Here is a 23,025-nt window from a genome sequence, read left to right as displayed (position 1 = left end):
ATTATTTTTTTCTCTTACTGCAAGCATTTCCTGACATAGTTCCAAATGTGTCTTTCCATAGGCTGAGGCACACTTGAAATTTTTTTATTCAGATGACGATCTGCCAGAAATTGCAACAATGATCGCATCTGCCTTGGAAAAACTTATTACTTTGCGCAAAGTAATAAACATTATATAATATGAATGAACAAACCAAAGGGAGGAATTAAGATGGGGAAATTTAATAACAAGATTGTGCTGATTACTGGCGGGGCTTCAGGTATGGGAAAAAGAATGTCTGAGCTTTTTGTTGAAGAAGGAGCTTATGTCATTGCCGCTGATATTAATAAGGAACTGCTTGATGTAGTCAGTCAGCATGATTCCATTGAAGGCAAGTTGTTGAATGTAATGTCTGAGGAAGATTGGAAGAAGGCAGTTGAAGAGATTATCGCTGATCATGGAAGAATCGATATCTTGATCAATAATGCCGGTATTGCAACTGAAAAGCAGATGGACGAAACAACTATTGAAGATTGGGATTTGATGATGCGAATTAATGGTTTTGGTCCATTTGCAGGTATGAAACATGTGCTCCCACATATGGTTAAGCAAAACAAAGGGGCTGTTGTGAATATTTCAAGTTATACTGCTATGGTTGGTATGGGAGTGAATACCTACACTGCTTCAAAAGGTGCCGTTCGTTCCATCTCCCGTGCAGCAAGCACGGCCTATGGCAGATTTGGAATTCGCGTGAATACTGTATTCCCTGGTGTCATCCAAACACCTATGACGGAAAACTTGTCAGAATCCAGCGAGGTTGTACAGCGCCTGATTATGGCCACACCTTTGCAGCGACTGGGACAAGCTGATGACGTGGCACGCGCGGTACTGTTCCTGGCTTCAGATGATGCTTCCTACATCACAGGTGCTGAACTGGTCATTGACGGCGGTTTCTCTGCCCAATAGGTCAATTTAATTCCATACAAAAAGCATGGTTCACTAAAAACCATGCTTTTTGTTCGTCCTTTATACCTTCGCGCAGATGCTTGACTGGAAAATTCCATCTAGGTAGAATGAATGGGACTAAAACCCAATTATTTTGCCAGAAGGCACTAATGATATCCGGAAAGAAGTGAATCACATGTCAATCCAAATTGTTCTTTTAGGCTTGTTACAGGATCAGACCTATCACCCATATGAAATGAAGAAAACCATCATTGAAAATAAATGGGACCACCTCTTCCCGGTGACGGATGGGAACATTTATCATGCGATCAGAAAGCTTGAAAAGCATGAGTGGGTGAAAGCGGAAAAAGAAGAACAAGTCAATAATCGTCCGAACAGGACTGTCTATTCCATAACGGATGAAGGAAAAACTCAACTGTCAAAAGAAATTCAGCTCGTATTTGAACAAAGGCTGAAGGAGCCCCGCTCACTTTACCCCGCCACCCTTTTCATTCACTCATCTAACGTCGATGAAATAAAGGAAAACATCCAAAGCTGGATCATCGAGCTGAAGGAAGAAAATTCGGTCCAAACCGAATATCCAGCACAGCTTCCCCAATTGATCCACAGGCATTACAAGGAATCGAATGAGCTATATATCAAATGGTTAGAAGACCTTTTGAAAAATATCAAAAAGAGTTAGAAGACGTGGATCTGTCCTCTAACTCTTTTTTACGTTATTTTTCAGCTCATTTCTTCTGTTCCCTAAGAGTGAAAGTGAAATCCAAATCCAAACGAATGTAATATAAATAGCCGACTCCTGTAATAGCCTAGTATGCGTTTTCCTTAAACACCATTTCTTTTATAAAATTTTAGTTTGTTTTTGTTTTTGGATGGTGTTTTAAGTAAATAAAGACTTTAGTTAGGATCATGGCTAAAAATAAGATGAGCAGATAATTGAGAAAGAGATAAAAGTAATTCATACCATTGCCTAGTTTAATTAAATTAAAGGCAGCCATTAGAGGTTTGAATACAAAAGAGAAAAAAGCACTCGTTAAAACACCGTAAAGCAATACATTTTTATTGTTATTGATACACCACTGATAGACTAACATGAAGGTGACAGGTACAAGCGAAGCATCCAGGGCAAAATTCACTGGCATAATGGGGATTACCTGATACGGATAATATACATGACCAGTCCTCATGGCAATTGCATCGGAATAAGTAAACCAAGTGTGTATATTAAAACCATAAAACGCAATTTGAAAAGGCTTGGTTCTATCAATTTTAAAATAAACAATAATGAGAGGCACAACTAGCATAATCAAAATGACCCAGAATGGACCTGTGCCAATGTGTGAAAAATCCTTCCAGTAATCCATCCACAGCGAAACAACTTTCTCTTGTAACTCCAGGATCTCATTTAGCCGTTTTCCTTGTTCCTCGGTCATCTGCAGCCATCCTCCAACATTATCTTTTACAATAGTATTAATCAAAATCGGGAACAATATAAAAAAATTTCAATATACATGGAGATTAACTCTTCTTATTCCATACATTTAATGATATTCACTAGAACTACTTGATGCTTATCATTCATACCATTTAATCTGAAAGTATTGACCTTCGAAGAAATTTTACAATAACAAAAAGCGACAGTATCAAGTATACTGCCGCTTTACGCACTAATATGCTATCAGTTTCGTACCCAAATGCACGATGGATTTGTACAGTCAACAGGATGATGAGCAGTCCATGATGTCAAAGATATCCCATTTTGCTGAAAAAAAACTCATTTCTATTTCGCCACTAAGCCCTTCAAAACCAAATTCAAATTTTGCGGTCGTTCTGCCAGTCTTCTCATGAAATAACCATACCAATCATGCCCATATGGAACGTAGGTACAGAAGGAATATCCTTCTTCTACTAGTTCCAGCTGCATACCGGTTCGGAAACCATAGAGCATTTGGAATTCAAACTTATCTTTCGGAATATTATTTTCGATCACAAATTGTTTCACTGCATTTATAATATGATGATCATGTGTCGCGATCGATGTGAAACCTGGATGCAGCAATCTTTTCTTGATCAGTTTCAAGTAATTCGCATCTATTTCTTCTTTTCTCTGCAGGGATACTTGTTCATTTTCTTTATATGCGCCTTTTACGAGACGTAAGCGTGTATGCTTCAACCTATCAAGATCGTTTTCTGAACGGTATAGGTATGCCTGAATAACAGTTCCGATGTTATCGTATTCGTAACGCAACTCTTCTACTATATCAAACGTCATTTGGAGATGACTGTAATCTTCCATATCTATATTTACAAATATTCCGTAATGGTTTGCTGTTTTCATGATATCCTGGATATTTTTCAGGCAAAAGTCTTGATCCACATCTAAGCCGAGCTGTGTTAATTTAATCGATAAATGTGCGTCTACGCCCGATTGTTTAATGGCTTCCAATGTTTTTAGGACATTCTCTTTGGCTTCTATTGCTTCATGCTCATAACGCACAAATTCACCTAGATGGTCTACGGTAGCGCTAATACCATTAGAGTTTAAATTCTTCACTGATTGGACCATTCCGTCTGTATCCGTTCCTGCAACAACCTTACCTGCCCCGAGCTTGAATCCCCATTTTTTTGCACTAGCATTTAATAACTGATTTTTTGACAACGCCATGAAAAAATCTCTTGCTATAGCCACTGCACATTATCCTTTCTGTTTATAATTGGGAAGCTTTCTTATAAGTTAGATACCCTTTTCCTTTGTACGCTAACTTATTATTCTAATCTCTATGTGCAAGAGGATTTTCTTACAGAAATGTTTGCAGCAATTAAAAAGACAAACCCGCTTACCCAATACGAGGCTTGTCTGTTCTTATGCAGTTTCCCACACGGTAATACTCCCTACTTACTCCCATTCCGCACACTCCAATAGATCTCTGTCTTCTCATCGCAGTAAAAGCCCTCAAGGTTGCATGTTTTGATGATGTTCTTAAGCTTCTCCTTGGAGTCACAACAAATCATGGAGAAATGGCTGTCCCAATGGGTGGTGATCAGGATGGATTGATCATGTGTGAAGAGATTATGTCTTGTTAATGTATCCTGGCTGATGAGGTCATCGATATATTCTAGTTTTCTTTCGGTGCAGAATTCATCGCCTACCCAGATCCAATCGTAGTTTTCTTTTTTGATTGCTGCTAAGAGGTCATTGATGATAAGTTCTGGCAAGAATCCTTCGTCTGGAGGGATGAGTTGGTGCTGTTCACAGATGGTATCAATCACTTTTCCCAGTTTTTTAACCTGAAACTCTTTCTTTAATCCGAGAATCCTGGTTCGCAGACCGATATCGATTTCGTCATAACTGTTTAACCCGCTGAGTTCCATGAACTGTTTCCAGGAAACCTTTTCACAATGATGGATCATTTGATCTTTATCCACTTTCTCATCAGTATAAAAAAGGTCGGCATCCATGGACACTGGTTTGATGAATGGATGGAAAAAGATATAAACTTCCTCAAATATACCCTTATAAAATTCCTTTATGGACTCGTCTTCCCTTGCACAAATAGCATAACGATCAGGTTTTGAGAGAACTCTTCTCTCTTCCATTGATTCCGCCTCTCTCCTGTTAAGATTCTATCTGTATTTCAAGCTTTACACTCCATTCTTTTCATCAAAATCATCGATTTCCACCTGGAGCTGTGTGTTTTACTTCGCTGACCCTCACTCTCCAAATCATATGATCAAAGTCTTCACCCCAATAATTCTTTAATAAGATCTCTGGTTCTCCAAATTTCTTTTTCCAGATGGATTGGGCCCTTTTATACCCACTATCCAACCAAAATTCTTCAATCCCTCTTTGATGCAAGGTGTCATACATTGCCTTCAAAAGTAGGTTCCCTACTCCATTCCTTTGGTAATCAGGATGAACGAATACTGTGCCTACCTCCAAAAGATGATCATAAGAATTCTTTGCACATTTCCTTATGATTTCATTTGCTGGGCCATATTCAATAGAGCCAATGATTTTGTCACCTTGGAAAGCAATTAGAAAATACCGGTTTTCACCATTGCTTAGATAATCACTTTCTAAGTATCTTCTTTTCCCTTTGATCTCTTCATTCAGATCATCCAATTGATCCCCAATACCTTCTTGAATAAACGTATCGGTAATCACCGTTCTAAAAAAATCATTCAACTTCTCTCTATCCTCAGGTTTCGGCCTTCTAATCTCTACAGTAAGCATGCAATGCCCCTCCGATTTTTATCGATATTATTTAGCTTCAAGGCAGCAAACTCAACACCGCAAAGAAATGCATGATCGATCCGGCCAATACAAACACATGCCATATCGCATGGTGGTAATGGAACCCGCGCCAGACGTAAAAGATGGCTCCGACTGTATACAGGACTCCTCCAATCACGAGGAATACCAATCCTTGTGTTGATACATTCTGTGTCAGTGGACCCCAGGCGAATACGATCAGCCAGCCCATGACGACATATAACACGGTGGAGGTGTGCAGGAAGCGTTTGACGAACAATGATTTGAATACAGTTCCTGCTATGGAAAGTCCCCAGACGATTCCGAACAGCGTCCATCCTAATGCTCCTTTGACGGCGATGAACAGGAATGGTGTGTAGGTACCGGCAATGAAGAAATAGATGGATGAGTGGTCCATGACTTCAAAGACGTCCTTTGCTTTTCCGGGCGGAAAGCTGTGGACGAGGGTTGAGGATGTATATAAAAGAACCATGGTCACCCCGAACAAGGTGAAACTCACGACATGCCATGCTGTGCCGTACAGGGACGCAAATACGATCAGGATGACGAGGGCTGCGATGCTTAAAAGTCCCCCAATTCCATGGATGATTGCGTTGGCGATTTCTTCTCTCTTCGTAAAAATATGTACATTGGCCATACTGATGACTCCTTTGCTCTAATCCGTTTCTTCAATTATATTAGACCATTAGTATATCACCTATGACATTGATTGGTGAAAGGATATGGAGTTAGCTTAAGACGATGGCACTTATCATGAAAAAAGCAGAGATCATCATCACTCTGCTTTCCATCACCTTCTTCTCCCTCTCCAAACACCAAATTGAAAAACAATCCCTGTATAGGCAATGAAAATCGATAGCGGAATGATGGTCTTTTGATGGTTGTCCCAGAGATTTAGGACTGTTTTTTGAAGGTTGCCTTTTAGGTACAGATAATAGATATACACCAGTAAGAAGGCCAGAAATAATAAGAAGATAAAGCGAAGCATACGAAAGAAAGAGCTCCCATCGAAAAGGGATTTAGTGTTTTTACTTCTGGTGTTGGAAAGCACAGTCTTAACCATCAGCCACACCCCTATGAATTCATAAAGAAATACTCTTTTATACTATTCTTTCTCTTCAGCGCATTTCCTTTGATCGCTGTAATAAAAAACAGCTCTATCCGAGATAAAGCTGCAGTAGTGAATGTTCTCTTTTTACAGTTTGTTTAATTGGTTATCATCCACATTCATTCTTGATATCTTTAAACCAATAAACGTATACTTACCATCCCTCTCATGTTTATCTTGCTTCCTCTCCCTTGGTTGACATATTGATGTTCCTATTGGCCCTGCTCAGTTAAGAATGGCTTTTTATCTTCATGACACAGTATCCTGGCAATATTTCTGCCGTCTTTGGCAGCGATCGGGATTCCGCCACCTGGTGTTGTCCATTGTCCAATATGATAAGCATTTGTAAGTCCGGTAATCTTCTTGGGAATTTTCATTTTTATATTGTGAGGTGTCAGTTTCCAACCCTCAAATGCACCATTCCACACATTGGTAAAATGGAAAAATGTCTTTGGGGTAGCGACGTCAATATATTGGATCCTTCCAATGAGATTCGGATAAACTTCTTCGATCGCTTGTTGTACATCTCTGGCTAACTGCTCTTTTCTGCTATCATAAAGCTCCCTGTCCTTATACAATTCATCCCAATACTCCCATTCTGAAAAAATATTAACCTGAAGGACTGTACCTTTCTTTTTATTCAGAGTGTGATCAATGTTTTGAACACGTATTGTCAATCTTTTTTCAAGCTTCCCTCCGCCAATATCAATTCCATTGTTTAGGGGAATGCTGACTCCATGTGGGATATCTTCCAATTTGTCGGCAGCTCCGTAGCTGCAAATGAGAAGCGGCTTAAACGGCTTGCTTTCTTGGTAAAACTTTTTCATTTTACTATCCATGTACTTATCTTGTAAAAACTGTTTATATGTAATGAATCCATCAGCTGCAGATACGATTCTCTTCCCTTCCACAATGGTCCCGTCTTGAAGTTCAATTCCGGTTGCTGTATGTTTGTCATCGACGATTATTTTTTCAACCGGCATTCTTATGTAAAGTTCGCCCCCTAGAGACTTGTACCTTTCTGCAAGTCTTTTCGCAAAAGCCAAAGAACCTCCTTCTGGTATGCCACCGTTCTTTGTGAAAAAGTTATTTAAGGTTGTAAATAACGAAATGGCAACGAAATCATCCATTTTCATGATTTCAGTTATTACTTCCTTAAGATAAGGGGAATGAAAGCTTTCCAACAGTTCGCCAATCGTGATTTTTGAATACTTTCCATATACCTTTATTGAAGGTCCAAGCTGTTTGAACGTTTTCAGCTTATCCAAGAAATTAGCAATATCATCAGGCTTTTCAAAGAAAACTTCCGCTTTTGCCATATCATTCAAAGATTGATTCAACTCATCAATAAAGTTCTCATCCTCTGGCGCAAGTCTTTTTAATTCTTCTATAAAAATAGTTTTGTCGCGTTTGATGACAAAGTCCTCACCATTTGATAGCTTAATTCTCAAAAATTCTTCAGGATAATAGATTGGCACATTATCAAGTACTGTAAGCTCTTTCCACATCCGATTATAACCAGTTCCTTCTTTTGTCCCCATTAGCCAATGGATGCACCCATCAATATAAAAGCCATCCTTATACCAGCCTGTGCATACTCCTCCAGGCAGATAGTGCTTTTCATAAATCGCTGTTTGATAACCGTTCATCTGCAAGTAGATTCCTGCCGAAAGTCCTGATACACCTCCGCCAATAATCAACACATCTTTACTTATCATACCGTCACTCCTTTTTTACAGCTTCAACCTGGACCTGCTATCAGTCCCTCTTGGTATTTAATACTTATCATTCTACTTTCATTTAAAAAATTCCTTTATTGGAACAAGAGACCATATCTTTCTTTCGTAAATTCCAATAGATGACCTGGAACATATACAGAGAAAAGCAGCGTTTGAACCTGCCAATTTTTCATAATATAATGGAGTAAACGATTATAAGGGAGTTTGTACCTTGAGCAAACATAAAGTCTATACAATGAGCTTCGCAAGTGTCTATCCACATTATGTCAATAAAGCCGAAAGAAAAGGACGCACGAAAGAAGAAGTCGACCATATCATCGCCTGGCTGACAGGATATAGCCAGGAAGAATTAGAAGCAATACTGGAAAAAAAGACAGACTTTGAGACCTTCTTCGAAGAAGCTCCTCATATGAATCCTTCGAGAGAATTAATCAAAGGCGTGATCTGTGGTGTCCGAGTGGAAGAAATCGAAGAACCAACCATGAGGGAAATACGCTACCTCGACAAGCTGATCGATGAATTAGCAAAAGGGAAAGCAATGGAAAAGATTTTGCGGAAATAGAAAGCAGACCCTGAGGCTTCCGTTAATGCAGGGAAAATCTTATATCACCTCCAAAGAAGCAGCAGAAATAGCAATGCAAACCACACTGAATTTAATAGTTAAGTTAGTATACAAAAAGCTCAGAGCCGTAAAAAAGCCCTGAGCTTGTTTTATTTTAGTGTGTTGTTGAACATTAGCAACCTTATGTTTAAGTATTCTCCTTCAAAGCTGTTTGAGTGCTTTTAAAAAAAGAAGCTTCCCATTCCTGGGAAGCTATTGTTTATTTGTCTTTAACTCCGAGAAGTCGGAGGCTGTTCAAGGTAACAAGTAAAGTAGCGCCCATATCAGCGAAGATCGCAATCCAGAGAGTGAGCCATCCTGGAATGACGAGCAATAACGCAACCAGCTTGATACCTAATGAGAAGGTTATATTCTGTTTAATGATCGCTAAAGCTTTTCGGCTCAGTTTCACGGTAAATGGAAGCTTTCCTAAGTCATCTGCCATCAGGGCTATATCAGCTGTTTCTAATGCTGTATCTGTCCCTGCACCTCCCATAGCAACCCCCACAGTTGAAGCTGCAAGCGCAGGAGCATCGTTTACTCCATCACCGACCATGGATACACGGTTAAATTCTTGTCTGAGATCCTTAATGTAATTAAGCTTATCATGCGGTAACAGCTCTGCTTTAATATCTGAAACGCCTACTTGATTTCCGATGGCATTCGCAGTCCTTGAGTTATCACCAGTTAACATGATTGTTTTCTCGATACCCAAAGAATGAAGTTTTTGAATCACTGTTTGACTCGTTTCTCTCACTTCATCTGCAACAGCAATCAAAGCGGTAATTTCTGATGACGTTCCAGCAACCATCACGGTTTTCCCCTGGCTTTGTAAGGTTTCAATTTTCTCTTTTAGTTCGGACCTAATTCCGTCAGTCAGGATTTCTTCAAACAAATTCGGGCTGCCGACAAAATATGTCTCACCGTTGATATTCCCTTGTATTCCTTTTCCCGTTATCGAGGTAAAGTCAGTAATATCAACACTCTTATAATCCAGGTTTTCTTCCTCTGCCTTCTTCATGATCGCAGTAGCCAGTGGATGTTGAGAACCATTTTCTAATGCTGCAATAATTTTTAATTGTTCGTTTGTTGCCCCATCTTCCGAGAGGTAATCGGTAACAACAGGAACCCCTTTTGTTAATGTTCCTGTTTTATCAAAAGCAATGGCCTTGATCGATCCCATTTCTTCAAGATGAATTCCACCCTTGATTAATACGCCGTTTCGGGCTGCGTTTCCAATTGCAGTAACAATTGATACGGGTGTAGAAACAACAAGGGCACATGGACAGCCGACTACCAATACTGCTAAACCTTGATAGATCCAGGTGTTCCAGTCAGCTCCGAAAAGTGGAGGTATGACGGCAACTCCAAGAGCGATCAACATAATGACCGGCGTGTAATATTTTGCAAAGCGATCGACAAATGCCTGTGAAGGTGCTCGCTCAGCTTGTGCTTCTTCAACCAAGTGGATGATTTTCGCAATGGTTGTGTCATCCACATGTTTCGTTACTTTAACCTCGAGAAGCCCTTCTTCATTAAGAGTTCCGGCAAAAACTTCATCATCAATTGTTTTAGCCACTGGCACAGACTCCCCAGTGATCGCTGCCTGGTTAATAGCTGAAGATCCCTTTAAAACGATGCCATCCATCGCAATTTTTTGCCCGGGTTTGACAATCATAATATCTCCGATCAGAATTTCATCGACAGAAATCATCATTTCCTGATTGCCTCTTCTGATCAAGGCTTCCCTTGGAGCAATGTCCATTAATGATCGAATGGATTGGCGGGCTTTATCCATTGAGTAGGTCTCAAGGGCTTCACTGATGGCAAACAGGATGACAACTGTAGCACCTTCTCCCCATTCACCAATGAAAGCTGCACCGATGACGGCAATGGTCATCAAGGTTTTCATATCAAAATTTAAGCGATACAGGTTCTTCAACCCTGTGTTAAACAGTCGGTAGCCTCCTATTAGGATCGAGGCTGCGTAAGCAATAATGGAGGCGATATTCTCTTCTCCGTTAAACTGTCCGGAAATCCAACCCATAAGCAAGAAAACAAATGATGTGATGACCGTAGCATGCTTTTTCAAAAATGGTTCTTTCTTTTCTTCAAATCGTTCCTTCTCCGGTATAACTTTAAGATTCTCAAAGGCCCCTGCCTTTTCAAGTTGTTCAATGGACGCATTCCCGTATAATACAAGTTTGGAAGCTCCAAAGTTAACACTTGCATCTGAAACACCCTCCAGGTGTTTTACGTTCTTTTCGAACGTAGTCGCACAGCCTGATCAGCTGAATCCCTGTATGCGGTATACATGTTTTTCGGCTGATTGTTCAATCGCTTTATCCATGAACTTTCCCCTCCTTTTCATGAGTAAAGGCTAGTTGAATCAGTTGTCTTACATGTTCATCATCTAAAGAGTAAAAAACCAGCTTTCCATCTTTCCGATATTTCGCCAGCCCCATGTTGCGGAGCAGTCGTAAATGATGGGAAGCAGTTGCGGTTGTACACCCTACAATATTGGCAACGTCACACACACAAAGCTCATCTTCTTCACTTAATGCAAAAGCAATTTTTAACCTTGTATCGTCTGCCAATGCCTTGAACATTTTAGAAACAGAAAATGTATTATGTTTAGATAAAGAATCCTTTACCCGGTTCACTTTAGGTCCATCAAAACAAGTTATCTCACACACATCATCATGTTTCAAAGAATTCTCACCTCTCATTCAAACATTTATTTGAGTATCAGTATATGCAATGGATTTCAAATAGTCAAACGATTATTAGAATATTACACGAAACACTCTGGTTGGTTAAGGTCAGATTTTAAGGAACTGCATAAGTTGGGGCGATTCCAGATGTCTTCTTTTTATTGTTTCAATCACAGTCGTAATTACTAAAGAAAATAGGATTTTTGAATGAAATTAGTTAAAAAATTACCGATAAAAAAAGAATGGAAGCCCATTCTTCTCTGTTATTCGCTTATTTCCAGCTGGATTTTCGGCATTTTGTGCATATCTCTGGCTGTTACATGTGCAATGACATTGTAGTTGCTAGATTCGTCAAACATTTTTCAATGATTTTCGTTTTGAAGTAATTCTTCTTCAAAAATAGTCCCTTATTTACATATTTATCTTAGTAAATCGATTGACGTAACTGTAGGGGCACAAGAAATTCTGCAGTTAATACTCAAAATCAGGTGAAAAACCCGCTAATTACCTTTATAAGGTATTTAGCGGGTTTTTCTAAAGGTGATTTTTTTTATCCCTTTGCCAATGTTCTTAGGGAGCCATTATCATCCAACTGTGTAAATGATGAATGGCAAAAGTCACATCCGGTTGTGGATACGCACTCTTCACTAAAGAAAGCTGACTATACATATGAGCAGCACCTTCTTCATAAAAACTAACAAGATTGGCTTCTTCTGATTTGCCAGTTTCTACTCCAATCACAATGGGTTTGCCAAGAGAGGAAGCATATTGTACTTCATTTCTCACTAGCTCAATAATTCCGTTTCCTCCTGCAGCCTGATCGCGGTATGCCATTATAGTCGTAAAGCTTGTTGTCTTAATCGCCCAATTAGCTAAATTACCTTTCCCGTAAGTATTGCTGTAGGCAATTTCATCAAACCAGAAAGGAATATCGATTCCAAATGTAAGTCCAAGTTGTTCTGAAGTAATAGCAGCATGATTGATAATATTTTGATATGCAAGTACAGTATTCTTGAATTTAGAGTTCCAGCCACTATATAGGTATGGCTCTATATCTAAATGAATACCAGTAAATCTTTGTGTCTGTGAGGCTGATTTTTGGTAGTTCCCCACCCAATTAAAGAATTCCTTAGAATAAGCAGAACCTTTAGAGGAAACCCATTGTGGTGAGCCATCTAAAGCGTGTATTTCTATGCCTTTTTCAGTTGCTTTTTGAATAAATGTTTTATAAGTATTGAAAGGGATGTCTTTATTAACTTGAAGGTAAATTTGCTTAACTTGATTGTTTCCTGCGAATGAAAGGATCTCGTTTCCTTGCGTAGCAATCGTTGAAGTATTCCAAAGCCATGTTGCCGTTGGAACTCCTGCGTTAGCATGAGCTTTAATGGGTTGAGAAAGGGTTTGAAGAGGACCAAAACCCATAAGTAAGACAAGACTTAATAAGAGGTATTTATTGATATTCATATTCTCCGCTCCTTATAATGGCCAAGACACCATTTTGGGAGTCTGGCAACCTGGCAACCATATGCAAAGGAAATATCTCTTTACACTAAGGCCCATGGCTTTGCGTCCTTGCCTTTCAACAAGTTTGCCTTTATCAGTTTTTTATTTAATTTGAGTATATCCTGTCCTAAAAACAATTGGAATCAATTTTTTTGAACTATTTCCAAAAAACAAAGTACAATACTTAGTCTTGTTCACATTATTGGGTAGGATAAAAATAACATGCATTGGATTGCTTTTTCACGTTGGCACTTCACAAGAGAACCCGTTACTGCATGTTGGCGTAGTACTTTTTTATAGTATCATACAACTTCAATGCGCATACCTTGTTATTGAATATACGCACCTTTTGTTATTCATAAAGGCCTGCACATTATATAAATGAAAGGACAAAAAGTCATTATTTCCTGCGTATTCTTTCTAAAAATATAGGTGCTATATTTAGTAAGATCGAAACAATCGTCAAAAACCATAATGCCCTTGCCATACCAGGTACTACATCCGCCAAAGCCGCCCAATCTTCTACTTTTACCCACCGAGATACATAACTGTAATCTGCACAAAGTGTTAATGCTGTAAATGATAATCCCATCGCCATCGCAAGCTTGTAATCCTTCCCTGCTGAATACATATAAAGATTTATAAACGTTGCTACTATTGCAATGACCCCAAATATTACCCACATAACTATACCTCCGTATATTTTTAGCCGTTTGTTGAATAAGGCATTCAACAAATTGTTCCTCAATCCTTCTTGCATGATCGAACCCTTAATTAAAATATAAACTTTACAAATAAACATCTATTCAAGTGGTTTAAGTAGATCCTCTATTAATTTGTTTGATATGTTTAAAGCTTCTTTTCTATTTGTTGCAGGTCCAGATATTAATAGCCCGCCTTTAGGGTCCCATTCATATGTGGCATTATCACTTACAGACTCAAGCAGTTCGTAAACGATAATAGTTAGCTCACTTAAATCCTTATTTATATAAAAAAAGCCGTAGGGGGAATCCCCGATTAATAAAGAGCCGCCGTTTTCAATAAAAACCACTTCTACTTCCTTCTTATCAATGATAATATTTTTTGGCAACTCTCCTTTTATATCTATGGTTCCTTTAAAACGATCTTGGTTAAAAATTTTTCTATACAATTTACCTTTAATAGTAATTGTAACTTCTTCATTTAATTGATTGCTTTTATTTCCAACTCCGTAAACGATTCCTTCAAATGCTTGATTGATTTCTTTGGGTAAGGAATACCAAACCCAAAAGCTAACTATACCTATAAGAAATATGAAACCTAATAACAACTTCTTTCGATTTATTGGAATACAGCCCCCTAATTACAATAATCCATGTATCAAATAAATCACTGAACCTAATGGTGGAATGAGTTGCAAATCCATCTCCTCATTTCCAGTTACAATATGTATCGATTTATGATTATTTTTATTTTCATTGATATTTTTTCTTCCTAAAGATTAAGTCTATAATGAAAGCGGTAATCAATGATATAGCTGAAAGTAAGATAAAATCGTACTAACTACAGCGGCTAATAACCATCCATTCCCCAACCATATATATGCCCAGCCAAATATACCAATGATTCCGAAGGATAAAGCTATGTAATACTTCAGCCTGCTTTTATCTGGAAAGTATAAGTTTATAGCATAATAAATTAATGAAATAATGAAGGTAAAGGCGATGATTAGGAAAGCATCCATGGAAAGACTCCTTACGTAGCAGCTGTTTTATACTTTAGGTTCTTTTAAATCTATATTTATATAAATTCTGAAGGGCCATTAACCACACCCCTAACGATTCACCCAGTATGCTATAACTATTCGCTACCTTCGGATTGATTCCCTTTGATTTCTTTAATAAAAACCACGTTTTCCCCAACCAGTTTGTTCTATATGATGAAAACATCTGAGGCAAACATAAAATCTTCACAATGGGCTGCGCGGGGATCTATCCACTTGATGTTACAAAGCTTAGGATTAAGGACTTACATAATAACTTCTTTGTTCTTACAGCAACCTTCATAGTCAGCGGGAATAGACTCTTTCCAAGTTATGGCCGGGATGATTTGCTATATTTTTCGATCCCTGTTATGATGAATTAGAATTATTTTTGTTCGGTGTAAAGGATAGTATAAGTATTAACTTTTCGTCTTGATGATCACTTTGGGCAAGGATAGTAATACGTTGTGCGATAACGCACTAGGAGGCAACAAAAATGGAACAAGGTACAGTTAAATGGTTTAATGCAGAAAAAGGCTTCGGATTCATCGAGCGCGAAGGTGGAGACGACGTATTCGTACACTTCTCAGCTATCCAAAGTGAAGGTTTCAAATCTTTAGACGAAGGTCAAAAAGTTACATTTGACGTTGAGCAAGGTGCTCGTGGAGCTCAAGCTGCTAACGTTCAAAAAGCTTAATCTTAAATCGTTTCTACAAACAGGCTCTTTCTAGGGCCTGTTTTTATTTTTCCAAATATAATTCCAATAAAAAACCCCGCTCAAGATCTGAGCAGGGAGATGGAACCGGTAATGTAAAAAGATTTAAAGATAAAAGGTTTGTTTATAGTATAACATACTGGTTTGAGGATAGGCTGATTTTATAAAATTTATTTGCTGCGTAATAGCTACTAATACTGTTTCATTAGAAATAACATGAACAGATGGCCAAAGGAAGGATCTCTGTGTACCTTATTTAGGTCCTTTTAAACTCCCTGCCTTATATTTGAACAAACTCATCAAAAGGAAAAATTATGCCTTCGTCCCCTTACCATCGCTATATAGGAACAGAACATTACGAAAGTTTCATTGAATCCTTGCTTCCTATAACAGCAACAGTATGATACCCTCTTGAATCTGGACCTCTGATAAAAGATACGTCACTAAATCCTGCATTCTTCATAGACGGTATTAGTTTATTATCAGTAATACCTCTTATTCCTTCCCAGGTTTCCTCTTCTTTACCGTCAGAAAAAGTAAGGATTATATTTCCTTTTGGTTTTAGTATCCTAAATATTTCTGATAGTGTCGCAGTTATATCAGTCCAAAAATAAATTGTTTGGATACTAAGGACTGTATTGAAATTTTCATTTTGAAAGGGCAAGTTTTTGAAATCTGTTTGTACTAGTTTTACTTTTTTTTCGTTTATTGCCCTTTTGTTTCTCCTTCTTGCTGATCGAATGATTGTTGTAGAGATGTCCAAGCCGACTATTTCTTCAGCTAAGTCCTTTTCAAAAATTAATTTAATTGCATAACCTGCCCCACATCCTAACTCTAAAATCCTGTCCCCTTGTTTAATATTCATTAGCTCTAATGACCAATTTGTTTCAGTCTTGTGCTGTCTCACCATTTTTTCACCAATATATGTACCAATAATTCCTTTTGGCGTTTGATATTGACTATCAATAAATTCTCTAGTAGCTTTAAGGAAACCCATAGATAACTCCTCTTGAAATGTTCTAATACCCTATAATCTAACAAAATTAGGATTAGCCCTTTTTTATCAATTAGCTTGATGCAACAGTAATCCTTCCGTGATTTTTGCATCAAATACTTTAACGCATATTGTTCAGAATATTAGCTCATGGACTACGCCGCCTAAATTCATAAATAAGCCTATTAGTGCCAAACAAAAACCGATTATAAATGTCCACGGATTATCTTCTTTTTCTCTATCAAAAGTTCCAAAGGTTACGATACAAAAGATGATTGTTATAATTGGAAAAGCAACATATAGTGGTCCGAAGGCAAAAGATACGCCACCTATAAACATTGCTATGATGCCAAAGGGATTTTGTCCCTTAATACGTTTTATATATTCCCTATCAGCTTCTGAGATTTCCTCATGATCCGCAAAATATAATTTCTCTTTAAGTTTGGTAAATCCAAAGAAATCACTTACCTTTTTTAAGAATTTCATAAATCCTCCTACCCTTGAAGCAACTTGATGTTCGATTCTTGGCGATTAACCTATTAATAAATTGGAATACCAAATATTTAAGCGCTATTCGAAGTCAAGAAATACATACCTATAAGGATCATCATTACAACCAAAAGACCTAAGAAGAGACGTTTCAAGTATAATTCCCCCTTATCGTTATTCTTGTTACCGGTTATTCGATATCATCATCTGCGGCTTCATATTCAACAACACTCATTTCTATGCCCTTCGGTAGAGTTTTCTCTATATCCTCTATCTTTTGGAAAATCTGATGATTCGATATGATATCCAATGCATCTCCATCATACGATATCCAAAATAATGTTGTATCCTTCTCAAAAGCTGCTACCAATACATCCATTGTTTTACGTCTGAATATTGTCGTTACTTTTCTTCTGTCACTACTAAAAATGTCTTTCTTAAGTGACCACACAGCTAAATCATTCATACTGCCACTTGCATAAAAAAATGGAATGAGCACCCGAAATTGTTCTTCATTTCGCAAAATAAATTTATTGTACGATTCATTCCCTATTAAAAGCACTGAACGTTCTATTTTGTATCTTTCAATCAGCCCATTTATTTCCTCCTGATAATAAAGATCAAGAGTGACAACAGCATAGATCGGAAACTGATTTAATTCCTTCATCCAATCACAGTAAAAAACAGTAGGATCCAATTCACAGTGATCAATTTCAAACAAATATTTGTATTCTCCATCTATATCAAAAGGAAAGTGCCCACTAAAATCCGGTTGGTCTTTTATATAGTTTCTTGGCAAATATCCAACTTCTATCTTCATACTCTTTCTCACCTTTAAATTTCTTTTGCATCCGAAGGCAGATGCCTCACATGTTTAAGGAATTCCGTCATGTTTTTATCATCTTCAAATGGATATGAGAATGATAAATGATTTCCCACATCCATTGCCAAATTTCTAAATAACTCACATGTAACAAATATGGAGTCCCAAAAGTTTTCATAGTCACCATCGGAATAAGTTTTTGCATACATCTCCCAATATGGTTCTGGCAGATAATTTTTAAAGTATTTGCCCATCTTACCTGTTGAGACCTCGAAGTCATATCCTGTTCCAATCCACCATGAAACCATTTCATCAAGTGAAGCTCTCGTCGTATTTTCATACATTAATTTTGCGTATGGCAATTCGTCTCGCCAAATTCCTTTTGCAACGTTTTGTAAACACCACCAAAAATTATTGGTACAACTCACAAACATCGCTTCTGATGGCTTTTTTACTCGATAATCAATATCTGTGGGGTGCTGAATGATCGGTAAAATGTTGTCCTTATCTAATAATGGAACTGTTAGTTTATCACTACCATAACCATTAATCATTGAGTCGATTGTTTCGATATGAAGGTCAATTCGATTCCCATCAGTAAAAAGCATTAAATATCCATAAGAACGTTCAAAATCCCTCTTCAAACCAATTTGTTGATCCATTTTATCAGGCTCTTGAAGCATCAATAAATCCCCAAAGATATTAATCCAATCTTCATCTTCTAAAAAAGATGCAATTTCCGTCACTACATATACAATATCGTAATCTTGAAAAATATCTTTTGGAACAGTAGGGTTCGTTCGGGATCCGTTCATATAGACAGCTCGGATTCGTTCATCCTCTTCAGCTACCCTTAGTATTAAATCATACATAGCTTTTTCACTTCTCAAGTGTACTCCTCCCCAGTAAACTATCGTTTCTTTTTAATCAATTTAAACACAAACAAGCAAAAGACCATTGCTTGCTTGAAATCTTGGACAATTTGCTCAAATAGTACCTACTCCATAAACTCAATTAACTCTCCTGGGACTTGTTCAAAAATGTAAACTTCAGTGTTCTCGAAAGGTCTGTGCTTCAAATAATCGGAAAGAGGCATCATACTTTTCCAATACTCTTTTATTAATTCCTCCTTTGACGGCACCCCATCAATAAAATGCCCTTTACCTCCATCATATAGATCTTCAAGATGGGCAAATAAATCACTTGATATTTCGAAATTAAAAACTAAAATCTTTTCACTGAACACAGGAAAACGAAAGTAAGGTTTTTCAAATGGTTCCAAATCTGCACCAAACGCTACTTTGAAATCGATCCATTTTGGTGAATTTATTGGCCTGAATTGTTCAGTTAGTTCTGGAAAGAATTTAGCCCCTCTTGAATACCATCTTGTTGCTGTTCTATGATTTAATCCTTCTTTTAAAACCCTTTGCGGGGAAATATTTAAGTCATGATCATACCTATGATATAAAAACAAAAGGTTCCCTCCATTTTTATTTTCACAAATCCACACAACTCTTTAATAGTTCCGATATTAGCTTTGGACGCTTTTTGTGGATAAAAATTTCTTCAATAGCTACCACTGCATACCAGGGCCGTTCACTTCTGACAGCTAATACGGTTTTGTCATAGAGCAAATGTATCCTTAACCGTTTATCTATTTTTACCGATGCAGCTAACTCTTTATAGACCTTCTCCATTTTGTCATGATCAAATACTGCCTCAATGGCGATCTTTCCATGAAACCCGTTCCACCAGGCCAAGAAGAACTTTACACTTTCTGAGTAACCTGATTCATTGTCCTGAAACAGCTTTTGATAGAGTTCTTTATCTAACTGAAGTACTCCATTGTGGTCATACATATAATTTTTAGAATTTTTATCGACTGCCTCTCTCCAAACTTCAGCAAATGTCTCTTCAAATCCTTCCTCAAGTAACCCCCAAGCTGAACCATCGACATAGGGAAACAAAGGTTTTTCGATATCTTTATTTTTACTGTTCAAATAAATGTTTTGAATCAGGATTAAGTAATTTAATGAACATGGTGCATTTACTTCCAATTCGAACCCACTTTGATATTGTTCTTGCATAATCCTCTCCTCCTGATTCTTTTATTGAGTCGCCTCCTGGCTAAACTCTCATATTTCCAATCCTTTTCAGGAACCAAAAGCATTTTCCTCTTAAATGACCAAACCATTCACTTTTGATTGCTTCATCAAAGAACCAGAAGAAAAGAGCTGAACCCACAGCGGTAAAAAAGAAAAAGCTGTTGTTCCATACACTATTTATCCAGTTTCCGCTTTCTGCATCGAAAATGAAGGTCGGTAAGGCAACGAACAGCGCTCCGAGAAAAATATGAAGTAAAGCTCCTGAAACGATCCTAATTGCTCCATTGCTTCTCCGCGTGAGGAAATCAGATAGAATGGAAGATGGAATTCCGTAAATAAAGGTAATCGGAAGGATGTACAGACCGAAGAATAACCCTACCCCTGATTGATCAAGGATTGAGAACAGAATCACCATCATCATTGTTGCCCCTACTGCGGAAACTAATTTTCTTATGAGCAAATTCTATTCCCCCTTCCTGCAAAAAAATGGCCCAATCCATCCTTGCTCATGTGTGACAACAAAGGTCCAGTTAAAGTCACGATCGACAATATATAAATCCGCATACTCACCATCAGTCATCAATAGATCTGCCGCCCTCATATCTGAAGAATCCTTTACCTTCCACACCTCATCTGAATGCTGAAAGAAAATCAGGCATGTATCTTTGTATTGTTTGTCGAATGCCAATTCCGCCTGTTCTTCCTTTGCGCATTTTCTTTTTTCATAGCTGAACAAATGCCACAGAAACCCGCTTGCTCCGCCTTTATCATGAAGAAATATCTCTCTTTTTCCTTAGGACTTAAATGTGAAGCAAATGCAGCCTCCCACTTTTGTCTTACATCATAACCGAAACCTTCTGTCTTGCTGATTTGTAATTTCTTGCATTTTAATTTATCAAAGAAATTCATGAATTGCCTCCTGTATGACATGCCTTACTATCCATTCTCTGTTTGCTTGTTAAATTCCTCTTGCGAAATGTAACTGAAAGTTGAGGTTGTGTTTATTTTCGTAGTTTATGATGTTCATTGTTCAGTGCTTGTTCCGAATAATACTTTCCGGAACTGTGCTGATGTTCAATTAGATTTTAGCATCGAACATAGGAGGCCATATTAATGAAGAAAATGCTTTATTCCATCACAGACTGGGTTTCAACGAAGCGCGGAATGTGGATCACAATCATCGCCTGGCTCGTGCTGATGCTTGGTTTGAGCGCAGGTCCGCAGCTCGGAGATTACAAAATAAACAATTTTCAATCGCTGCCTGATGAGGCTAAGTCCATCATCGCGCAAAATAAAACGGAGGAATTTTTTCCGAATGAACAGGGTACTCCCGGTATTCTCGTTTTCCATAACGAAAACGGCGACATTAATCTCGACGAAGTGAATCAAATCCTTGATGGAATCATTTCAGAGAACATCGAAGGAATAAGAAATATCGTTGATACTCGTTCCCTTCCACCGCAGGCGCTGAGTGGTTTTATCTCAGAGGATCAATCGACAATGATTGTCCCGATGGAGCTTGAACAAGGATTGGGCAATGACGATTATGCTGAAATCAATGATAAGGCAACTGAAATTGGTACTGGAATCGCTGATAAGCTTGACAGTACAGCTTTTTATATCACTGGTCCTGCCGGGATTTCAGGTGATAGCATCAAGCTATTTGAACGGGCAGACTTCGTACTGTTATTGGCAACGGTCGGAATCATCCTTATCCTGCTAATTGTGATCTATCGATCGCCATTGTTGGCCATCATTCCACTATTGGCGACAGCCATTGTCTATCAGGTCGTGAACCAGAGTGTTGCCCTCTTGGGAGCTGGCGGACTGGAAATCAATAATCAAACAACATCAATCATGAGTATCCTTCTGTTCGCAGCTGTTATTGACTATTCTTTATTCGTATTCTCACGTTTCCGCGAAGAACTGAACCATTACGAAAATAAATTCGATGCCATGAAGCATGCGATGCGTGCGACAGGTGAACCGGTCTTTTTTGCCGGCGGAACGGTATTAGCAGCAATGCTTGTGCTGCTGTTTGCAGATTTCCGTGATTACCAAAACTTTGCACCAATTTTCGGAACAGCGATGTTCTTCATCATGCTCGCTTCGGTGACACTGGTGCCTGCCTTATTCACTTTATTCGGACGTAAGGCTTTCTGGCCGAAGGTGCCTAAATATGGTGTGGAAACAGAGGTCAAGCATGGAGTCTGGGGACCGATTGCCAGATTCGTTGTCAACAAGCCAGGGCTTTCCGGCGGTCTAGTCGCGATTTTCTTGATTGTTTCTGCCCTGAACGTTTTCAATTTGGAATATGAATTCGATATGGTCAAAAGCTTCCCAGAAGATTTGCCTTCACGCGTTGGCTATGAAATAGTGGAACAAAGGTTTGATAAAGGCGAGCTAGCTCCTACTACACTATTGATAGCAGCTGATAACTCATTAACCGAAGCAGATGCTGTCGAGATTACCGAGAAGCTGAAGGGTGATAAAGAAATTGCTTCTGTCCGTCTATCAGCGATTACAGAAAACAATGAAGCTGCCAAGTTCAGCATTGCTCTCGCGATGAATCCCTACTCAATTGAGGCGATGGACTATATAGAGGATTTGCAGAAGAAAACACCAGAAATACTTGACGAGTTAGGTTTGGATGCTGAGGCTTACTATAGCGGCGTCACTCCAAAGCTGGTCGATGAGCGTGAATACAATAATGGCGATATCATCAAAATCGTTTTACTTGAAACGGCCCTGATACTTGGATTGCTCGTCGTCTTGACTCGCCGCTGGAAAATGCCGATCTATATGATGGGTACAATCCTGCTCTCTTTTGTATCAGCATTAGGTCTCGGAGTATTCCTGATCGACGTGCTCTTCGGGTATGATGCTATCAGCACCCGCGTTCCGGTTTATGCATTCATTTTCCTAGTTGCACTTGGAATCGATTATAATATAATTTTAGCGTCCCGATTTATTGAAGAACGCAAGAAACATAATGTGAAAGAAGCACTTGAAATCGCCATCCGCAATACAGGCGGCGTAATTTCATCCGCAGGGATCATTTTGGCGGCAACGTTTGCAGCCCTGACGACAATGCCAATCGCCGATCTGTTCATCTTCGGTTTCATGGTAGCGATCGGAATCCTGATCGACACCTTCCTTGTCCGAGGCATGCTGCTGCCTGCATTGATCCTTTTCTTTGAAAAAGATAAGCAAACCAGTCCGGAGATTCAATAAGGAATAGAGAGGGCCTCCTCTCTCATTCCCTTTTTAGGAGG

24 protein-coding genes, 1 pseudogene and 1 riboswitch are annotated in these 23,025 nt (G+C 38.5%); of the genes and pseudogenes, 5 read left to right on the top strand and 20 right to left on the bottom strand.

All coding sequences use genetic code 11. The annotated features are described in order from the left end of the window. Positions 1 to 210: 210 nt before the first annotated feature. Both LGO15_RS11295 and LGO15_RS11290 read left to right on the top strand, forming a co-directional pair. Positions 211 to 945 (top strand): SDR family NAD(P)-dependent oxidoreductase, encoded by a 735-nt coding sequence (locus LGO15_RS11295; RefSeq protein ID WP_226087633.1) that lies wholly within the window; start codon positions 211 to 213, stop codon positions 943 to 945. Between the two features lie 175 nt (positions 946 to 1,120). Next, positions 1,121 to 1,627 carry a PadR family transcriptional regulator gene (locus LGO15_RS11290; protein WP_226087632.1) on the top strand — a complete coding sequence of 169 codons (507 nt, stop codon included), beginning with the start codon at positions 1,121 to 1,123 and terminating at the stop codon, positions 1,625 to 1,627. Between the two features lie 169 nt (positions 1,628 to 1,796). Here the strand turns inward: LGO15_RS11290 and LGO15_RS11285 are convergent, their stop codons facing one another. From LGO15_RS11285 to LGO15_RS11255, 7 genes are all read right to left on the bottom strand, one after another. Then, positions 1,797 to 2,378 (bottom strand): CBO0543 family protein, encoded by a 582-nt coding sequence (locus tag LGO15_RS11285; protein WP_226087631.1) that lies wholly within the window; start codon positions 2,376 to 2,378, stop codon positions 1,797 to 1,799. 347 nt (positions 2,379 to 2,725) lie between these two features. Further along, positions 2,726 to 3,610, bottom strand: coding sequence for a proline dehydrogenase family protein (locus LGO15_RS11280; RefSeq protein ID WP_226087630.1), 885 nt, complete (start codon positions 3,608 to 3,610; stop codon positions 2,726 to 2,728). Between the two features lie 227 nt (positions 3,611 to 3,837). After that, on the bottom strand, positions 3,838 to 4,542 hold the full coding sequence (locus tag LGO15_RS11275; RefSeq protein WP_226087629.1) for a DUF2711 family protein: 705 nt from the start codon (positions 4,540 to 4,542) through the stop codon (positions 3,838 to 3,840). A 70-nt stretch (positions 4,543 to 4,612) separates the two neighbouring features. After that, a complete protein-coding gene (locus LGO15_RS11270) occupies positions 4,613 to 5,179 on the bottom strand; it encodes a GNAT family N-acetyltransferase (protein ID WP_226087628.1) in 567 nt (188 codons plus the stop codon). A 37-nt stretch (positions 5,180 to 5,216) separates the two neighbouring features. Continuing rightward, the gene (gene trhA, locus LGO15_RS11265) at positions 5,217 to 5,855 is read right to left on the bottom strand and encodes a PAQR family membrane homeostasis protein TrhA (protein WP_226087627.1); all 639 of its coding nucleotides are present in this window, start codon (positions 5,853 to 5,855) and stop codon (positions 5,217 to 5,219) included. 153 nt (positions 5,856 to 6,008) lie between these two features. Continuing rightward, on the bottom strand, positions 6,009 to 6,281 hold the full coding sequence (locus tag LGO15_RS11260) for a hypothetical protein (protein WP_226087626.1): 273 nt from the start codon (positions 6,279 to 6,281) through the stop codon (positions 6,009 to 6,011). A gap of 257 nt (positions 6,282 to 6,538) precedes the next feature. Further along, positions 6,539 to 8,044, bottom strand: coding sequence for a phytoene desaturase family protein (locus LGO15_RS11255; protein WP_226087625.1), 1,506 nt, complete (start codon positions 8,042 to 8,044; stop codon positions 6,539 to 6,541). 232 nt (positions 8,045 to 8,276) lie between these two features. Here LGO15_RS11255 and LGO15_RS11250 point away from each other — a divergent pair, with 232 nt between their 5' ends. Next, complete coding sequence (locus tag LGO15_RS11250) at positions 8,277 to 8,627, top strand: DUF2200 domain-containing protein (RefSeq protein WP_226087624.1); 351 nt, start codon at positions 8,277 to 8,279, stop codon at positions 8,625 to 8,627. 259 nt (positions 8,628 to 8,886) lie between these two features. On the opposite strand, the gene LGO15_RS11245 is transcribed toward LGO15_RS11250, so the two are convergent. From LGO15_RS11245 to LGO15_RS11225, 5 genes are all read right to left on the bottom strand, one after another. Further along, complete coding sequence (locus LGO15_RS11245) at positions 8,887 to 11,016, bottom strand: heavy metal translocating P-type ATPase (RefSeq protein ID WP_226087623.1); 2,130 nt, start codon at positions 11,014 to 11,016, stop codon at positions 8,887 to 8,889. Continuing rightward, a complete protein-coding gene (locus LGO15_RS11240) occupies positions 11,009 to 11,377 on the bottom strand; it encodes an ArsR/SmtB family transcription factor (RefSeq protein ID WP_226087622.1) in 369 nt (122 codons plus the stop codon). The genes LGO15_RS11245 and LGO15_RS11240 overlap by 8 nt, the downstream gene beginning before the upstream one ends. A 573-nt stretch (positions 11,378 to 11,950) precedes the next feature. Next, positions 11,951 to 12,844 (bottom strand): amidase, encoded by an 894-nt coding sequence (locus tag LGO15_RS11235; RefSeq protein ID WP_226087621.1) that lies wholly within the window; start codon positions 12,842 to 12,844, stop codon positions 11,951 to 11,953. 41 nt (positions 12,845 to 12,885) lie between these two features. Then, positions 12,886 to 12,983: riboswitch (cyclic di-GMP riboswitch) on the bottom strand. A 300-nt stretch (positions 12,984 to 13,283) separates the two neighbouring features. Next, entirely contained in the window at positions 13,284 to 13,568 is a 285-nt protein-coding gene (locus LGO15_RS11230) for a hypothetical protein (protein WP_226087876.1), read from the bottom strand. A gap of 117 nt (positions 13,569 to 13,685) precedes the next feature. Continuing rightward, positions 13,686 to 14,192: a hypothetical protein gene (locus LGO15_RS11225; RefSeq protein WP_226087620.1), complete on the bottom strand. Its 507-nt coding sequence runs from the start codon at positions 14,190 to 14,192 to the stop codon at positions 13,686 to 13,688. A 928-nt stretch (positions 14,193 to 15,120) separates the two neighbouring features. Here LGO15_RS11225 and cspC point away from each other — a divergent pair. Then, complete coding sequence (gene cspC / locus LGO15_RS11220) at positions 15,121 to 15,321, top strand: cold shock protein CspC (RefSeq protein ID WP_044394619.1); 201 nt, start codon at positions 15,121 to 15,123, stop codon at positions 15,319 to 15,321. Between the two features lie 373 nt (positions 15,322 to 15,694). On the opposite strand, the gene LGO15_RS11215 is transcribed toward cspC, so the two are convergent. The 8 genes and pseudogenes from LGO15_RS11215 to LGO15_RS24345 form a co-directional block, all read right to left on the bottom strand. Continuing rightward, the gene (locus tag LGO15_RS11215; RefSeq protein ID WP_226087619.1) at positions 15,695 to 16,336 is read right to left on the bottom strand and encodes a class I SAM-dependent methyltransferase; all 642 of its coding nucleotides are present in this window, start codon (positions 16,334 to 16,336) and stop codon (positions 15,695 to 15,697) included. 132 nt (positions 16,337 to 16,468) lie between these two features. Continuing rightward, positions 16,469 to 16,819, bottom strand: coding sequence for a cell division protein FtsK (locus tag LGO15_RS11210; protein WP_226087618.1), 351 nt, complete (start codon positions 16,817 to 16,819; stop codon positions 16,469 to 16,471). 193 nt (positions 16,820 to 17,012) lie between these two features. After that, positions 17,013 to 17,642 carry a hypothetical protein gene (locus LGO15_RS11205; RefSeq protein WP_226087617.1) on the bottom strand — a complete coding sequence of 210 codons (630 nt, stop codon included), beginning with the start codon at positions 17,640 to 17,642 and terminating at the stop codon, positions 17,013 to 17,015. Positions 17,643 to 17,656: 14 nt separating this feature from the next. Continuing rightward, positions 17,657 to 18,535, bottom strand: a complete 879-nt coding sequence (locus LGO15_RS11200) for an aminoglycoside 6-adenylyltransferase (protein WP_226087616.1) — start codon at positions 18,533 to 18,535, stop codon at positions 17,657 to 17,659. A gap of 107 nt (positions 18,536 to 18,642) precedes the next feature. Further along, positions 18,643 to 19,119, bottom strand: coding sequence for a hypothetical protein (locus LGO15_RS11195; protein WP_226087615.1), 477 nt, complete (start codon positions 19,117 to 19,119; stop codon positions 18,643 to 18,645). 22 nt (positions 19,120 to 19,141) lie between these two features. Further along, positions 19,142 to 19,732, bottom strand: coding sequence for a group-specific protein (locus LGO15_RS11190; RefSeq protein ID WP_226087614.1), 591 nt, complete (start codon positions 19,730 to 19,732; stop codon positions 19,142 to 19,144). A gap of 40 nt (positions 19,733 to 19,772) precedes the next feature. Further along, a complete protein-coding gene (locus LGO15_RS11185; RefSeq protein WP_226087613.1) occupies positions 19,773 to 20,210 on the bottom strand; it encodes a hypothetical protein in 438 nt (145 codons plus the stop codon). A 3-nt stretch (positions 20,211 to 20,213) separates the two neighbouring features. Beyond that, positions 20,214 to 20,659: pseudogene (locus LGO15_RS24345) on the bottom strand (DUF4275 family protein). 204 nt (positions 20,660 to 20,863) lie between these two features. Here LGO15_RS24345 and LGO15_RS11175 point away from each other — a divergent pair. Beyond that, positions 20,864 to 22,984, top strand: coding sequence for an MMPL family transporter (locus LGO15_RS11175; RefSeq protein ID WP_226087612.1), 2,121 nt, complete (start codon positions 20,864 to 20,866; stop codon positions 22,982 to 22,984). Positions 22,985 to 23,025 lie beyond the last annotated feature (41 nt).

It is taken from the genome of Mesobacillus sp. S13 (assembly GCF_020422885.1).
GTDB classification, from domain to species: domain Bacteria; phylum Bacillota; class Bacilli; order Bacillales; family Cytobacillaceae; genus Mesobacillus; species Mesobacillus selenatarsenatis_A.
This window is presented reverse-complemented; position numbering and strand designations above follow the sequence as displayed.